17 protein-coding genes are annotated in these 16,372 nt (G+C 33.6%); 9 read left to right on the top strand and 8 right to left on the bottom strand.

Annotated features, from left to right (window positions below):
- Nucleotides 1–53 precede the first annotated feature (53 nt).
- Nucleotides 54–1,931, bottom strand: coding sequence for an asparagine synthase (glutamine-hydrolyzing) (asnB, locus tag E4S40_RS00790; protein WP_135069425.1), 1,878 nt, complete (start codon nt 1,929–1,931; stop codon nt 54–56).
- A 211-nt stretch (nt 1,932–2,142) separates the two neighbouring features.
- Between asnB and E4S40_RS00795 the strand changes: the two genes are divergently transcribed.
- The 5 genes from E4S40_RS00795 to E4S40_RS00815 are packed head-to-tail and all read left to right on the top strand — an operon-like array spanning nt 2,143 to nt 6,663.
- Complete coding sequence (locus tag E4S40_RS00795) at nt 2,143–2,826, top strand: acylneuraminate cytidylyltransferase family protein (protein ID WP_135069428.1); 684 nt, start codon at nt 2,143–2,145, stop codon at nt 2,824–2,826.
- 2 nt (nt 2,827–2,828) lie between these two features.
- Nucleotides 2,829–3,866 carry an N-acetylneuraminate synthase gene (gene neuB / locus E4S40_RS00800; protein ID WP_135069431.1) on the top strand — a complete coding sequence of 346 codons (1,038 nt, stop codon included), beginning with the start codon at nt 2,829–2,831 and terminating at the stop codon, nt 3,864–3,866.
- Nucleotides 3,859–4,650 carry a glycosyltransferase gene (locus E4S40_RS00805; protein ID WP_135069434.1) on the top strand — a complete coding sequence of 264 codons (792 nt, stop codon included), beginning with the start codon at nt 3,859–3,861 and terminating at the stop codon, nt 4,648–4,650. The genes neuB and E4S40_RS00805 overlap by 8 nt, the downstream gene beginning before the upstream one ends.
- Nucleotides 4,647–5,774, top strand: coding sequence for a UDP-N-acetylglucosamine 2-epimerase (gene neuC, locus E4S40_RS00810; RefSeq protein ID WP_135069437.1), 1,128 nt, complete (start codon nt 4,647–4,649; stop codon nt 5,772–5,774). Before E4S40_RS00805 ends, neuC begins: the two co-directional genes overlap by 4 nt.
- 4 nt (nt 5,775–5,778) lie before the next feature.
- Nucleotides 5,779–6,663 carry a glycosyltransferase family 2 protein gene (locus E4S40_RS00815; protein WP_135069441.1) on the top strand — a complete coding sequence of 295 codons (885 nt, stop codon included), beginning with the start codon at nt 5,779–5,781 and terminating at the stop codon, nt 6,661–6,663.
- 14 nt (nt 6,664–6,677) lie between these two features.
- On the opposite strand, the gene E4S40_RS00820 is transcribed toward E4S40_RS00815, so the two are convergent.
- From E4S40_RS00820 to E4S40_RS00850, 7 genes are all read right to left on the bottom strand, one after another.
- Entirely contained in the window at nt 6,678–7,442 is a 765-nt protein-coding gene (locus E4S40_RS00820) for a class I SAM-dependent methyltransferase (RefSeq protein WP_135069444.1), read from the bottom strand.
- Nucleotides 7,443–7,611: 169 nt separating this feature from the next.
- Complete coding sequence (locus E4S40_RS00825; protein WP_135069446.1) at nt 7,612–8,724, bottom strand: DegT/DnrJ/EryC1/StrS family aminotransferase; 1,113 nt, start codon at nt 8,722–8,724, stop codon at nt 7,612–7,614.
- On the bottom strand, nt 8,721–9,296 hold the full coding sequence (locus tag E4S40_RS00830) for an acyltransferase (protein ID WP_135069449.1): 576 nt from the start codon (nt 9,294–9,296) through the stop codon (nt 8,721–8,723). The genes E4S40_RS00825 and E4S40_RS00830 overlap by 4 nt, the downstream gene beginning before the upstream one ends.
- A complete protein-coding gene (locus E4S40_RS00835; RefSeq protein ID WP_135069452.1) occupies nt 9,250–9,690 on the bottom strand; it encodes a sugar 3,4-ketoisomerase in 441 nt (146 codons plus the stop codon). The genes E4S40_RS00830 and E4S40_RS00835 overlap by 47 nt, the downstream gene beginning before the upstream one ends.
- Nucleotides 9,677–10,087, bottom strand: coding sequence for a sugar 3,4-ketoisomerase (locus tag E4S40_RS00840; protein WP_135069455.1), 411 nt, complete (start codon nt 10,085–10,087; stop codon nt 9,677–9,679). Before E4S40_RS00840 ends, E4S40_RS00835 begins: the two co-directional genes overlap by 14 nt.
- Nucleotides 10,088–10,090: 3 nt before the next feature.
- Nucleotides 10,091–11,032, bottom strand: a complete 942-nt coding sequence (locus E4S40_RS00845; RefSeq protein ID WP_135069458.1) for a polysaccharide deacetylase family protein — start codon at nt 11,030–11,032, stop codon at nt 10,091–10,093.
- Nucleotide 11,033: 1 nt separating this feature from the next.
- Complete coding sequence (locus tag E4S40_RS00850; protein WP_135069461.1) at nt 11,034–11,846, bottom strand: formyl transferase; 813 nt, start codon at nt 11,844–11,846, stop codon at nt 11,034–11,036.
- 475 nt (nt 11,847–12,321) lie between these two features.
- Here E4S40_RS00850 and E4S40_RS00855 point away from each other — a divergent pair, with 475 nt between their 5' ends.
- The 4 genes from E4S40_RS00855 to E4S40_RS00870 all read left to right on the top strand — a co-directional run bounded on the left by E4S40_RS00855 (nt 12,322) and on the right by E4S40_RS00870 (nt 16,354).
- Complete coding sequence (locus E4S40_RS00855; RefSeq protein WP_135069464.1) at nt 12,322–13,287, top strand: hypothetical protein; 966 nt, start codon at nt 12,322–12,324, stop codon at nt 13,285–13,287.
- Entirely contained in the window at nt 13,284–14,459 is a 1,176-nt protein-coding gene (gene wecB / locus E4S40_RS00860) for a non-hydrolyzing UDP-N-acetylglucosamine 2-epimerase (protein ID WP_135069467.1), read from the top strand. Before E4S40_RS00855 ends, wecB begins: the two co-directional genes overlap by 4 nt.
- Nucleotides 14,460–15,428: an MraY family glycosyltransferase gene (locus E4S40_RS00865; protein WP_135069470.1), complete on the top strand. Its 969-nt coding sequence runs from the start codon at nt 14,460–14,462 to the stop codon at nt 15,426–15,428.
- 455 nt (nt 15,429–15,883) lie between these two features.
- Nucleotides 15,884–16,354: a nucleoid-structuring protein H-NS gene (locus E4S40_RS00870; RefSeq protein ID WP_135069473.1), complete on the top strand. Its 471-nt coding sequence runs from the start codon at nt 15,884–15,886 to the stop codon at nt 16,352–16,354.
- Nucleotides 16,355–16,372 lie beyond the last annotated feature (18 nt).

Raw genomic sequence — 16,372 nt, forward strand, 5'->3', positions numbered from 1 at the left:
TTTTTAACCTTCAATCATTTCTTTTAATCCATTTGTTGTCACCATTTTTTGATTTAAGGGGTCAAACTGATGTGTGCTAAGATTCTTTTCTCAACCTCATCAATGGTCTGATTTTCAAAAAATAAACTTCCCCAAATTTCTACTGATGCAAGTTTTGCAATAAAATAAGCGTGGCTATTTTCTTTAATAAGTTTTAGTGCAGACGGAGTTAGTCCTAAAGTTTTTTGCCAAAAGCCGTTATAGAAAAACTCTGAATTAACTGAAATATTCATTAATCCGGCAACTGGGAATCCTTTTTTTTGAATATATGCCAACTTTTTGTCCAAAACTTTTTCTGTGAGTTTTCTTACTATATGCTTATCAATCAAGAATGGATGCTTGTAATTATAGATTTTAGAAGTCATACCTATTTTATGCTTTCTAGGAAGATTTATGGAAAACTCAATGATATCCTCATACAAAAAAGGGAAGCGCGACTCTATACTATGCATCATTCCCATGCGGTCATTCCTCCAAAGAAGGCTATGAATACTTCGTTCAAGCATATTTAATGTCATTGCTTGATCAAACGCAATATTTTTGTTTTTTAGAAAATCATAGGCTTTGAGATTTTCAAGCTGTTTTTCTTTCAATTCATAGCCTCCCAAAAATTGAAAAAAGTCTTCATGAAAGTTGTTGTTGTCAAGATTTAAATACCTTGAAATGCCTGGGACTTTTTTATAGATTGAATTTAAAATATTGAATGGTGATTTTATTAGACCTTCAAATTGTCTAGTCAGTAGTCTTGGGTAACCCAGGAATAATTCATCAGATCCCTCCCCAGTTAAAACAGCTTTACAGGAATGTAGATTAGCAAGTTCACTTACATATTGAAAAGGAACTGCATTAGGATGTGACAAAATAGGGGATTCATAAAACCAAGTAGCTTTGGCCCACGACTTCAAAAATAACTCTGGTGTAAAATCGTGTTTATATAGATTTGCATTAAGGATTTTGGATAGGTAGGTTGAGTTTTGTAACTCTGAGTGTTTACCTACTACATTTGATGTAAAAAGACTTAATGGGGCTTTTTGAAATGCTATTGCTACACACAACGATGAATCTATTCCTCCGCTTACAAAGGCTCCCATTTTTGCATCGGCTGCCATTACTTTGAATATTGTTTCAGAGAAAATATATTCAAACTCTTCTAGTATCTCATTTCCATTAGCTCTTGCTCTTCTTTCGAATTCAGGTTCTGATATATAATCAGACATTTTAAAGTAGTATTCAATTTTGGAAATACTTGTTTCTATATCAAATGTTAAAAATGTTCCAGGCTCAAGCTGTTTTACCCCAATAATAGCACTTAACCTTCTTGAATATTCAAATTCTGCAAAAGTTGCGATACTTAGGTATTTCTCATTCAGCTTTTTGAATTCATCAAGAACCCAAATTCCCTTTAACTCAGAAGAAAAGACCAATTGCCCTTCTTGCACGGAATAAAAAAGAGGCTTCATCCCCGTTCTGTCTCGACTTAAATATACTTTTCCATTTAATATGTCATAAAAGGCAAAAGCAAACATTCCTTTTAATCTTTTAAGAGTCAATTCAATTCCCCAATGGATTAGAGAGAAAAATAAAACTTCTGTATCTGAGGTAGTCTTGAATTCTAAATAGAACTCCTTAGTCAAATTTTTTCTAAGTTCTAGATAATTATAGATTTCCCCATTGAATACCAGAGCAAAATTGCCGTTTTGAAAAGGTTGATTAGATCTTTCATTTATATCAATCAATGAAAGTCTATTATGACCGAATACAGCATTTGGATATTTCGAAATTGTTGTGTTGTCAGGTCCTCTATGCCGCATTATTTGACACATTTTGAGGACTTTGTTCTCTGTATTTTCTTTTGGGGAAAAACTATTTGCGATTCCTGCAATTCCACACATACGAAGTGTTTATTTAAAAATTTATATAAAGGTATTTCCAATTTTTTTCTAAAAGAATAGCGAAGCTGTTTTACCTGAATCATATTTTTTTAATTATTCAGATGGTTAAAAATTCTCTTGAAAAGAGATATTCTAATTATTAAATGATTAAAAAAGGTCGATTTTTCGATCTATTAGGCTAATTTTGAACAGCTCATTTCAAAAAAGTAGCATGTTTATTTCCTCAAATTATCAAGTTATTATTCCAGCTAGGAAAGGTTCTAAAAGATTTCCGGGTAAAAATAAAGTCCTATTGAAAGGGAAGCCATTATTCCAGCATTCAATTGACTATGCTATTTCAGAAGGAATTTTACCTGAAAACATTTGGGTTAATACTGATGATGAGGAAATTTTAGAATTATGCTCTCATTTTGGAATTAGGACATACTCCAGAAACTCAAGTTTGGCTAATGACTTCACTCCAACTGTGGATGTTATTGAAGATCAATTAAAATATTTTAAAGATCATCATATAAATTGCGACGCAGTGGTTTTATTGCAAGTAACAAATCCTCTAAGGCCTGAGGGGTTAGTTAGAAAAGCTTTGCAAGTATTTGAGCAATCTTTTGCTTCCAGCCTCTGTACGTTCAGTCCATTAAATAAAAAATTTGGGACCATTAAGGGTTCTCATTTTGAACCTAAAAATTATTCTCCTGGTCAGAGGATGCAGGACATTGAGCCTTTGTTTTATGAAAATGGTTTGTTGTACATATCTTCTTCTAAGCTCATATTAAAAGAAAAAAAAATCATTGGTGATGATGTGTATCCTTTCGTCCTAGACCATGTGTTTGCAAATCTGGATATTGATGAACCTAAGGATCTTTTGTTAGCCGAATTTCTCTTCGAAAAAAAATAATTATGTCAACCTTTAAAATTAAAGATAGGGAGGTTGGACCAGGTTGTCCACCTTTGGTAATAGCTGAATTAGGAATAAATCATGAAGGGAGCCTCAAAACTGCCTTTGAAATGGTGGATGCTGCTGCAAGAGCCGGTGTAGAAATTGTAAAGCATCAAACTCATATAGTGGAAGATGAAATGAGTGCAGAGGCTAGAAAAGTAATTCCTGGCAATGCAGATGTTTCTATTTATGAAATTATGGAACGGTGTGCTTTGAATGAAGATGAAGAACGCCAACTGAAAGCCTATGTAGAATCAAAAGGGATGATTTTTATTTCTACTCCTTTTTCAAGGGCGGCAGCTGATAGACTTCAAAGTATGGATGTACCGGCATTTAAGATAGGTAGTGGAGAATGTAACAATTTGCCGTTGCTTGAACATATTGCATCTTTTGGTAAACCGATGATATTATCTACAGGAATGAATACATTGGAAAGTGTCAAAAAATCCGTAGAAACTATAAAAAAGTTTAATGTTCCTTTTGCACTGCTCCATACAACAAATCTATATCCAACGCCTTATCATTTGGTACGATTAGGTGCTATGCAAGAATTAATGGAAAACTTTCCGGGCGTTCCTGTAGGATTAAGTGACCATACTGTGAGTAATCACGCCTGTTTTGCTGCGGTTGCATTAGGTGCTTCTATTTTAGAAAGGCATTTTACAGATCATATGCAAAGAACAGGTCCTGATATTGTTTGCTCTATGGATGAAAAAGAAACAAAAAAATTGATTGAAGGTGCAAATCTTATTTTCCAAATGTCAGGTGGGAGAAAAGAACCTGCTAAGGAAGAAAAGGTCACCATTGATTTTGCCTTTGCTACGGTGGTTACAATAAAAGACATTGAAGAAGGAGAGGAGTTTACAAAGGAAAATATCTGGGTTAAAAGACCTGGGACAGGAGAGATATTGGCTGAAAAGTTTTCTGAGATTCTAGGAAAGAAAGCAAAAAAATCATTGAAAAAAGATCAACACCTAAAGTTCTCTGACTATGAGTAAAAAGGTTTCTGTAGTGATTCGGAATAAGAATCAAGAAAAGAACCTTGAATTTTCCTTGTTTAATTTATCTAAGCGCTATTCTGAAGATATTGATGAAATAGTTGTCATAGACAATGATTCAACAGATAATAGTAGATTGATTGGAGAGAAATACGGGGTCAAATGGGTAAATATATCTGATTTTGGATATGGTAAAAGTGCAAATTTGGCTGCCAAATCGGCTTCTCATGAAATTGTCGTTATTTTTAGTGCACACGCCTTTCCAATAAGTCATGACTTCTTCAAATTAATTAAAAATAGGTTTGAAGAAAATCCAAAATTAGCTGGAGTCCGATGCATTCATACTGAAAGGGATTACAAGATGTATATTAATGGTGTTGCACCAGAGGATAGTCCGATAGACTCAGCTCTCTTATTTGCTGGATCTGCTTTTTCAAAAAAAGTTTGGGAAAAAATCCCTTTCAAGGATTCTATTGTGACCTTTGAAGATAAGGAATGGTCCCTTAGAGTTTTAAAAGAAGGCTATGAATTAGATTTGGTACCAGCCATTTTTTGTTATGATTTAAAGCGAACCCCTGCGTCTTATTACTTTAGATTTAAAACTGAGACCCAAGGAAATTATGATCTTTGGGGTACTAAAATCAGATTTTCAGAAGTAGCGAAAAAAATTGTATTTGGTCACCTTGGATTAGTCAAAATGTTTTTTGTTGAGACATACTTCATGGCTAAAACTAATTTCTTCCTTATTTACTTTATATTATTTAAGCAATCCTCTAAAAAATGAAGAGAATTCTCTTTCTAACCGGGACGAGAGCAGATTTCGGTAAAATAAAATCCCTAATTGAAATTTGCGATAAGGCAGAACAGTTTGAAGTAGATATTTTTGTAACAGGCATGCATATGCATAAACAGTACGGAGAAACTGTCATAGAAATTGAGCGATGTGGGTTTTCAAATTTGTTCAAGTTTTTCAACTATACCTCGGAAACAACAATGGATTTGACTTTGGCAAAAACCATTGATGGATTCTCTGGCTACATTAAAGAAAATAAACCGGACTTAATAATTGTTCATGGTGATCGTGTCGAAGCTCTGGCAGGAGCTATTGTTGGTGCTCTGAATAATATTTTGGTGGGGCATATAGAAGGAGGAGAAGTCTCAGGGACAATTGATGAACTCATCCGACATTCAGTAAGTAAATTGAGTCATTTTCATTTTGTTTCCAACGACCTTGCAAAAAAGCGCTTAGTGCAAATGGGTGAATTAGAATCTCAAGTCTTTGTTATTGGTTCTCCGGATATTGATGTGATGTTTTCAAATTCTTTGCCGGAGTTAGTAAAAGTTAAAGAATACTATCAAATCCCTTTTGATCGATTTTCAGTGGTTTTGTTTCATCCTGTAACTACTGAGGTAGATCAAATAGAAGGTTATGCTAATGTTTTAGCCGAGACACTTTTAAAGGATAGTGGAAATTATGTGGTGATTTTTCCAAATAATGATATGGGGACTTCTCAAATTTTAAAGGCATATGGGAAATTCAATAATCACCCAAGATTTAAGGTTTTTCCTTCTCTCCGATTTGAATACTTTCTTACTCTATTAAAAAATGCAGAATTTATTATTGGGAATAGTAGTGCAGGGATAAGGGAAGCACCATATTATGGTGTTCCTAGTATAAACCTTGGAAGTAGGCAAAAGAATAGAGCATCAGGGGATTCCATCATCCATAGTGATTTTTCGATGGAGTCTATTAAAGAAGCAATTAGTCAGGCAAGATCTCAAGGTAAAGGAGCAAAAGCTTTCGATTTTGGCCAAGGAAATAGTAATCAACTCTTTTTGGAGATAATTTCAAACCCTGAATTCTGGACTGCCTCACATCAAAAACAATTCAACGATCTTCCATTGTAATAATATGGTAAATAGTTCCTTTGGAGAAATTAAAGTTTCAATTGTTGTAGCTTGTTATAATCAGGGTAAATACTTGAATGATTGTCTTGAAAGTGTTCAAAATCAAGTTTATCCAAATTGGGAATGTATAATTGTTAATGATGGGAGTAAAGATGAAACAGTTAGAATTGCAAATTCTTGGGTGCATAAAGATTCTAGGTATAGGTTTATTGATTTAGAGAAAAATGTTGGTGTAAGTTCTGCAAGGAATAAAGCACTTAAATCAATAAAAGGAGACTATATACAATTTTTGGACGCGGATGATATTTTAGAAAAAAACAAATTATCTAATCAAATCAGTTTTTGTAAGGAGGATTTGATTCCTGTTTCAGGAAATAGATATTTCTACGATAATGAAGGAGTAGAAAAGCAGCGCGTGATGGGTAAGAATGGGGCACTTCCGGAAGTACCAATAACAATGTGGGATCAAAATGATGTGATTTCTTTATTTAGAATTAAAAACCCATTTATTGTAAGTGCTCCCTTGTTTCCTAGATCAGTTTTAGCTCAAGTTGGATTTCTGAATGAAAATTTGAAGGCTTTTGAAGATTGGGAATTTAATTTTCGTTGTGCTCTCAAAGGTTATAAATTCCATCATGTGGGCTATGCAAAAAAAGCTCAGGTCCTTGTTAGGATTCATTCATCTAGTATGACAACAAATCGTAGTGAAATGCTTAGCAGAAGGAGAAAGTTTAATTATACGATTGCTAATAATGAAGATTATAAAAATTACTTTGGCAATAAGGTTTCCTTAAAAGACCAACCAAGTTTTCAGACAGTCAATACAGTTTTGAGATCTTTGATTCCTCCAATAATCTTTAACCTTTTTCGATCTTTCCGGTCAAGTTGATTTTAATTTCTTTTTTATGAAACATCAAATTTTGGTTGATTAAAAAGTATTGCTTCGAATTTTTCCAAGCTAATTAAATTTAAAGATTCGCTTCTATTTTTGTTAAAATTCTCAAATTCGAAAAATTCGTTATTATTTTTATTTGCTTCACCAATATTTAATCGTTTGGAGAGTACCCCCACACCCCAATCTATATCAACGCAACATGAAAACATTTCTGTTTTTTGTCGCCATTTCAAAAATGCTTTCCAAGTAGTTCCATTCCAAAAATCTCCTGCCGGTGATAATTTAAAACTGTATTTTTCCCTTGAATGCCATTCTGTTGGGGGATTACAATCATGAAGTACAATAAAGCCATCCTCTGCTAGAAAATCTAAAGAATTAATAATATCTCTATTAACTTGTTCGGCGGTATGTAATCCATCAATGAAAATTACATCAAATTTATTAGGGATGTTATTGAACTCACCATTTCTAAATTTCAGAAAAAACTCATCTGATGTAAATTTGAAATCAGCTTCATTTACTTTCATTTCAAATCCTGGATCTACACAAAATTTTCGCCTCGAATTTATTTTTAGAAAATTTGATTTGGGGTCTCTTACTCCAATCTCTAAATATGCTGTTTCCCGTTTGAACAGGCTCAGTAAAATGTTAATAACATCTGTTCTTTTTCCAACTTTATTTAATTCATTACTTGACTTTACTTGTGCATCCTGAAAGAAAAAGTCTCTAGAAATTCTTCTGCCTAATTTTAAATATTCAAAATATTTCCACATTATGATTGGGGAGTTTAGTTTTTCCTTGTTTTAAAGTAGTTTAAAACTACCTGTTTTTCACAAAGGATTTCAATCTTTCGGAAGCTTCTTTATAAAAAAGTTAAGATTTGATTTAAAAAAGTATTATTAAAAAATAAATTAAATAACAATGTTTTGGGTTCTATTTGATTTAATTAGGACCCTCAAAAAATTCCCATATTTTTTCACTTATTTGAATTACCATTTCCTCTGTCATTCCAGGCCAAATTGGAAGGCTTAGGCTAGTTTCGGCAAGTTCCTCAGCGATTGGGAAATCACCTTTTTTATACCCAAGGGATGAATATGCTTCTTGCAAATGCGGAGGTATAGGATAATGAATTAACGTGCCAATACCTTCTTGATTCAAATGCTCCTGGAGGGAGTTTCTTTTCTTTGTTCGAATAACAAAAAGATGGTAAACATGATCAGAGTTAGGGTGAATTTCAGGAAGAATTATTTCAGGTAGATCTTTTAAATAATTTGAATACCATGAGGCAATTTGCCTCCGTTTTTGTGTCCACTCTTTTAGGAATGGTAGTTTTATAGAAAGAAATGAAGATTGAAGTTCATCAAGTCTCATATTATGTCCTAGCTCGGTATTATGATATTTGACTCTGCTCCCATAATTTCTCAAGCTTTTTACCTTTTCCGCCAAATCTTCAAAATTGGTGGTTACTGCTCCCCCGTCACCTAAGGCACCTAAATTTTTTCCTGGATAAAAGCTTGTTGCATTTATATGACCCCAGCTACCTGTAATTTTTCCATTAAATTCAGAACCGTGTGCTTGAGCATTATCTTCAATAACCCAAAGCTGATGGTGTTTTGCAATTTCCATTATTTGTTTCATCTCTGCAGATTGACCATAAAGATGAACAGGAATTATCCCCTTTGTTCTAGAAGTAATACTATCCTCAATTAGATCTGGATTAATATTATATGTATCTCTTCTTGGTTCTACGAATACTGGTCTTGCTCCTACGAATGAAACAGCAAGTGCAGATGCTATAAATGTGTTGGAAGGAATTATTATTTCGTCGCCAGGTCCTATTCCAGTAGCCTTTAATGATAAAAAAAGAGCGTCTAGGCCATTGCTCGTCCCAATAGCATAATTGACTTGGCTGAAAGTGGCATATTCAGATTCAAAAAGCTTTAAAGAATCGCCCATAACATAATACTGACGATCATAAAAATTCGTAAATGCCTCAATCATCTTTGATCGAAGTGGATAATGCATTTCATCAAAATTCAAAAAGGGGATTTTCATAGGCGGGTTAATTTTTCTTCTTTTATTTTCCAATGGTTACCTTTTGAATCTATCCAAATATCATCCATTTTAATCATTGGTATCCCATCTTCTCCAACCCATCCTACAATTTTTGCTGGATTTCCTAAAACTAAGGCGTAATCAGGAACATCCTTGCTTACTAAAGAGCCGGCAGCAACCAGAGCATATTGGCCAATTTGAATTCCTCCTAAAATTATTGATCCAGCTCCAATACTACACCCCTTTTTGAGAAGTGTTTTTAGTTGTTTGTAGTTTATGTTTTTTGATCTAGGATATTTATCATTTGTAAAAGTCACGTTTGGACCTACCATAACATCGTCTTCTATAATAGTTCCATCCCAAATATATACCCCTGATTTTATTGTTACCCTGTGTCCTAATTTTACCTTATTTTCAATAAATACATGGGCATTAATATTACAATCTTTACCTATAATCGCTTCTTCTAATATTACAGAAAACTGCCAGATAAAGGAATCTTCTCCAACATTACTCGTATAGACTTCAGCTGTTGGATGAATTTTTACGTTTTTTATTTTTGAAATTCTCATAGTCTCTGATGTAGTCTTCTTCAAGGTAAATCTCTGAAGCTAAAACCAAACAAATTGATCCACTTGAGAAGGAAGTTAATTCTCTCCAAATTCCTGGTGGTATTAATATTCCTTCATAAGGTTGGGATAATCGAATTTTTTTTGAATTGAAACCATCATCAAGGATAAGTTCAAAACTTCCGCTACCAGCAATAATTAACTGTTTTAAGTTTTTATGAGCATGCCCTCCTCTGGCTTCTCCTCCAGGAATATCATATAGGTAATAAACTCTTTTAATTTCAAATGGTATTTCTTCTCCTGAATTAACGGCAGTAATATTTCCCTTGATTCTATGGTTTTTATCAAAAGAAATAAGTTTACAGTCTTCTATCCTTGAATAATTAAAGTCTTTCATTTTCCATAAATACTGAAATATCCCTTATATATTCAGACTCATCAAACTTTTTATTTGAGATATGAAGGCTGAGTGCATTGGTTGAAAAATTCTCCATATGCCTCCAGTTTTGAGGAGGAATATAAAGTCCATAATAGGACCTGTTAAGTGTGTATTTGATTTTGTTTCCTAGTTTGTCCATTACAACTACATCAAAGCTTCCACTCAAAGCAATTATTACTTCTGATTGTGATTTGTAAGCATGTCCTCCTCTTATTTCCCCTCCAGGTACGTCATAAGTCCAAAACACACGGTTGATTTCAAATGGAATTTGATTGGGGTATTGAAGGAAAGTTAAGGTACCTCTAGGATCCGATATTTTCGGAAATTCAATGATTTTGACTGGCGAGTCATTCATGACTTATGCTTTCTTTAATCTTCTAATCTGACCATATGGGAATTCATTACAATCGTACCGAGGTAAAGCTTGTTTTCTATATAGTAAGTCATGTTTATAAATATCTCTTGATTCCACATTAAAGGAAAAAAGACAATTTTCTTCCTTTAGAATTTGTTCAGTTGCAGAAGTAAATGAATGAAAACCGCCATATGGATAACAGAAAGTTTTCAAAGGAATTGATAAGCCCATTCGAATTAGGTCTTCAAATGAATGAACTATTTCATTTCGTTGAATGTCATCGTCCAATTTCGACAAAACAGGATGATTTACTGTATGACTTCCGATAATCATTCCTTCTTTTTCCATTTCAACTAATTCATTTTCATTTACATAAAATTCCGAAAATGTCGTCAGCTTTTTAGGGACAAAAACATCACACATTTCATCCAAAACCGATTCTCGAAATTCATATGAAATATAGTAATTCAATATTCTCTTTATTAAAAAAGTTGCTTCATCATTTTGCTGGATTTGATAGGTCTTTTCAGTGAATTCTTTCCGGTTAATATCGGTAAGGTATTCTGGTTTAATTGAATTTTTTAAATAATCCAGAATCTCTTCTGACTTTCCTAAACCTAATAATAAATGAATACGATGAACGTCTAATAATTTCTTTTTTTGGTAAACTCCAGTTGGGACATAGAAAATACCCCAAATTCCAAGATTTTTAAGAATAGGGAAAACTTCTGAATAATGACATTTCAATCCATCATCAAATGTTAAAACTACTCCAGGAAGAGGGGTTCCTCTCTCCAGGCAAATTAGAAAGTCTTCTTGGCTTACAAAACCAAAATTTGAAGCAAAATACTGTAACTGTTTTATAAAGTCATCTACATGTAGGTGGTTAAAACTGGGTAGAAACAGATTGTCCTTTTGCACATAATGATACATGATTGATTTCATGTCAGAGAAATTTAGGGTTTTGGAAAATAGGGAATTGGCGCTCGAATTCACCTTTTTTGGAAAGGTAATTTTCTATCATCCCGTTTTTCAGGTTAGAATAAACTTTTGCAACCGCTTCTTCATTAAAGTCTTTATTTCTATAGACTTTTTCCTCCTTAAAATTCTGGAAATCGATTTGATTTGGTGTCGAAACTCCTCTGATAATTATGGTTTCAATTGTTTTTGTTGCATCAGCTATTAGTCTATTTCCTATGCTATGAGGTGTATCTTGAGGGTAAATCCTAGCTCGGATTTGATGTATAATTGGACCTGTGTCTATTCCTTCATCGATATGCATGAAGGTAGCCCCAATGAGAAAAGGCTCAAAATTCACAAGAGGCCAAAAATTGGTCCCAGCTCCACGATAGTAAGGAGATAGTCCTAAGTGGAGATTGATAAAGCGACCAGAAAATTCCTTTAATAAAGCAGATTTAATTATTGAACATCCATATGAAATCAAAAGATCGGGTTTCAAGTCAATAATCTCATTAACGGTTTCAGAATCATTTATACTGCCTCTGAGGATGTGATGAGGATTGGAAAAATCCATGGATTTTTCTAAAAATAGACCGAAAAAATCTTCCTCTGACTGATTTCTTGCTGTTAGGTGATGGAATCTTTGATCATTCGATATTCCACCGGATAATAGTTTTTCTTTTTGGATTGGGGATTCACAATAAGTCCTTATTACCTTAATTTCTGGATTTAATCCAAGATATGTTCTGAAAAATTGATGTCTTAGCTCTGCTCCTGTAAGGATGATTATTTTTGGCATAGAGTATGAAAAGGTAGTTTGATTCTTGCGCAGCTGTTAGGTCTAGAAAATTTAGTTTTCTTGAATCGAATTCTATGAAAACTTATTCACGTCACGAAAATAATAAATTCAATAATGAATAATCATATCAAAGATTGTAGTAGGAATTCCTTTTCTAAAGTTTACTCTATATCAATCAGCCTTTTCTTATTGAATTTTTCACTCTGCCAAACGGGCACCCATTGAAAAATTGGTTTATGATTTGGTTTAAACCATTAAAAAAAAATATTTCTTTTTTTCTTTAAAAGAAAGTATAAAAATGGCAACTTTAAATGATTTGAGGGATGGACGACCTTCTAAGTTACTGTAATTTTAATTTTAAATCCTTATAGAATAATTTGCGATCATTTTTTGGAAAGTCAAATACTAGTTTAATTTGTGTGCCCATAAAATATTGGTCTCTTGAAAACATTCCCTATTCAAGGCCAAACATCCTATGAATTCAAATAATATTGATGTTTTAAATATTCCAAGCTACTATAGCACCTTTTACCTAAAAGTCCTATTCACTCTTGGTAGACCAATTTATAAGCCTGAACCTCAATTCTTTAAATATGATTTTTCTCCTATTTTAATTTTTAAGTGGGATGGAAAATTAATTGTAATTGATAACAATGATCCTGTTGGGATAATTGACGAATTGTATAAAAGTTCTAATTTTTATTTTGTTACCAACAAATTGAAGGAAAATCCTGATTATCAGAAAGATAGGATTTTTTCATTATTTCCACACTACCCAATAAATTTATCTTTACCCTATTTTTATCTCTTTTTTAAAAATCTACGAATCAAAAGCTTTTACAGATTTCTAAGAGAAATTTTGAGGATTTCTAAAAGACCGAACTATTTTGAATACCGTTTTAAATTCCCTGACCAAGCATTTGTTTTTTTTTCTGGATCAATTTGGGAAAAAGAAAAGGAAGCAAATCTGATGAGAGCTGAGTATATACGATTCTGTATTGAAAATGAAAACATTAAATTTGAGGGTGGATTGAATCCGCGGCGGGATGGAGAAAATCAGGGTTACGGAGACATTTTAAATAAAAAGAATTATTCTCCACGCGAATTCAATAAACTTAGCAGAAAATCAATAGTGGGATTTAATAATCCTGCGGTATTAGGTGCTTTGAGTTGGAGATTTGCTGAATATTTAAATTCTGGAGTAGCGATTATTTCATTACCCTTTAAAATTGATCTCCCCATTTTTCCTGAAGATGGAAAAGAATTATTTTTGATTTCGCCTGAAAAAGATTTAAAACCTCAGCTGGAGCTTATCATCAATGATCAAGAAAAATTGAAATTAATAGCTGAAGGAGGCAAGAATTATTTTCAAACCTACTGTACCATTCAGGAACAATCCAAATACCTTAAAGGAATTATTGAAAACTACATTGATAAATGATAAAAATTTTAACTGTTTTTGGAACTAGGCCAGAGGCGATTAAAATGGCTCCTCTGATTATCGAATTTCGAAAACATCCAGATAAAGTTAAGTTGACCGTATGTGTTACTGGTCAACATAAAGATATGCTCGATCAGGTTTTGAATCTTTTTGAAATAAAACCTGATTTTGATTTGGAAATTATGAAGCCAAAGCAAGATTTATTTGAAATCTTCACTGCTTCTATGCTAGGTATGAAGAAAGTTCTTGCTGAGGTAAATCCAGATTTAGTTTTGGTTCATGGAGATACTTCGTCCTCTACTGCAGCAGCCCTAAGCTCATTTTTTTTTAAGATTCCTGTAGGTCATGTTGAGGCCGGCTTAAGAACTTATAAGATGTATAACCCATGGCCCGAAGAGCTGAATAGGCAGATAAATTCTAGGTTATCATCTTTCCATTTTACCCCAACTGAGTCAAGTAAGATTAATTTGTTAAAGGAGGGTACCTTACCAGATTCAATTTTTGTAACAGGAAATACGGTAATCGATTCTCTTCAAATTATTTCAGAAAAAATTGATCAAGAGATAAAAAAGAATCCGTCATCTCTAAAATACTACCTACCTAAAATTCCTTGGGATTCTATTCAACCATGGCTTGATGGTAGCCGAAGAATGATTCTTATTACTGCACATAGAAGGGAGAATTTCGGAGATGGATTTCAAAATGTATTTCAAGCCCTAAAGGAATTATCAAATGAATATGAAAATGTAGACTTTGTGTTTCCAATTCATTTGAATCCTAATGTAAGGGCTTCCGTTGAAGATGTGTTTGGAACAAAATCAAATGAAAAATCTAATTTGTTCTTTACAGATCCTCTAGAATATTTACCATTTATCTTCCTTTTAAAGAGTTGTTATTTTGTTATGACTGATTCAGGTGGAATCCAAGAAGAAGCTCCAGGACTAGGTAAACCAGTTTTAGTTTTTAGGGAAACTACAGAGCGCCCAGAAGCGGTAGAGGCTGGAACGGTTCTTTTGGTCGGAACTGATAAAACAAAAATCAAAGATTCTGCAAAGCAATTGCTAAATAACCCTGAGTTCTACTATAAAATGTCCAAAGCACTTAATCCATATGGTGACGGGTTTGCCTCAAAACGTATTGTAGAAGAAATTTTTAATAGAATTTTGAAATAAATGTTAAAAGAGGTCATCTTATTTTTCGGGTTAGTAAGTATTGGATTTGCATACCTATACCTTGCAAAAAGACTTAATATCGTCGATAAACCCAATCACCGCTCCTCTCACACCAAAGTAACAGTCAGGGGAGGAGGGATTATCTTTCCTATTGCTGCAGTTATTTGGTGGGGTATTTCAGGCTTCCAAGACACCTTTATGATTCTTGGGCTGGTTTTAATATCATTGATTAGTTTTTGGGATGATATTCACTCTCTTTCCAGGAAGTTTCGCTTTTTGATGCAGTCTGTGGCTTTGTCCCTTGGGTTTTACCAATTAGACCTCTTCAGTCAAATGGATTGGTATATTCTTCCGATCTTTTACTTCATCGCATTAGGTATTATTAATGCAATCAATTTTATGGACGGGATTAACGGGATAAGTGGATTGTATGGCTTAGTGTTTTTCAGTTCCCTACTAGCAGTCCAAAGCTATTTGCCCATTTTCCAGAGTCAACTTATTCAATATGAAATCTTGGCAATTTGCGTTTTTTTACTTTTCAACCTGAGAAAACGAGCTTTGATGTTTGCAGGTGATGTGGGAAGTATCAGCTTAGCTTATTTGATAATTTACTTCCTTACTCAATGGTATTTAGAAGTAGGGAAGTGGACTATTATTCTTCTTCTTTTGGTTTATGGAGTAGATGTGGTTTTAACAATGGCTCGAAGATACCGAAATGGGGAAAAGTTGTCAGAACCTCACCGAACGCACCTTTATCAAATCCTGGCAAATGAATTTAAAATTAGCCATGTGTTAATCTCCTTGGGATATGCTTCATTACAACTTTTAATTAATTATTTGTTTTTTATCCAAACCAAAAGCTATCCTTCACCATTAGTTGCTTCAATATTGTTGATAGGAACTGGGATCGCCTATTTGCTTTTCAGGCACTTGATTTCCTCTAGGCTTTCACCAACTGATTCTAAGTAAAAAAAGAAAATGCCCAAGGAAACCCTGGACATTTTCGGTCGGCATAGCCTGATTAAAAACTTAACACATTGTAAATATCGGTATTAAAAAAACACGAAAACATCCCCAAAAATGGGTATTTTTTGCCTATAAAATGATTTTAATTCATTTAAAACATTAGGTTGAGGTCTGGTTTTTTCAAAATCCTGCTTTTTAAATTTTTGGTTTGAAATCCAAACAGGCTTTTCCTTCGATATTGGATTCCCTTTAGAAATGGAATAGAAATCACTCGAATTTTGCTTATTCCATTTTTCGTCCACCGCTTATAAAAATTTTTAGAATCTTTGACAAAGTATCAAAGGGTTTTGGACCGCCCTTTGCCAGATAATCAATGCTTTTTATTTACTTTGCTATGAATTTCAAAGTATTTGAAACAATCGATCAACCTTTCAAAATAATTAATTCAACCCTAAACAATGAAAGTAAATTTAATCACCTCCACGCTGAATCGCTCCCTGGTTTTCGCGTTAGTATTTATACTAGCATTAGGAGCTTGCAAGTCCAAAAAGAAAGCTGTGCAGCCTGAGCCTGAACCAGCTCCGGTTGAACGAGTTGAAGAAAAGCCAGCTCCTCAACCACCAGCTCCAACTGCTGAAGAAGTAGCTGTTGAAAAGCTTGAAAATGCTTTCAATTCTGTGGCTGCAGCAGGTAATACTGGTATTGCTAACCAATCTATCGAACAAACCTTAGCGATGTTTTCCAATCAGGATACTCCGGTTTTGATTGTTATTCATGAAGAAAATGGGGTAAAGGATTACGATGAGCCTACCACCATCCGTAAGTATCTTGAATACTTGAAAGACACCAAAAAGAACCTGAATTTCATTAGCGATATCCGCTTGGATGCCAATGGAAAGGTTTCTGAGCTTGAGTTAAGAAGAAAGTAATCACCGTTAGAACCTATA

The organism is Algoriphagus kandeliae, from assembly GCF_004571135.1.
Taxonomy (GTDB): Bacteria; Bacteroidota; Bacteroidia; order Cytophagales; family Cyclobacteriaceae; genus Algoriphagus; species Algoriphagus kandeliae.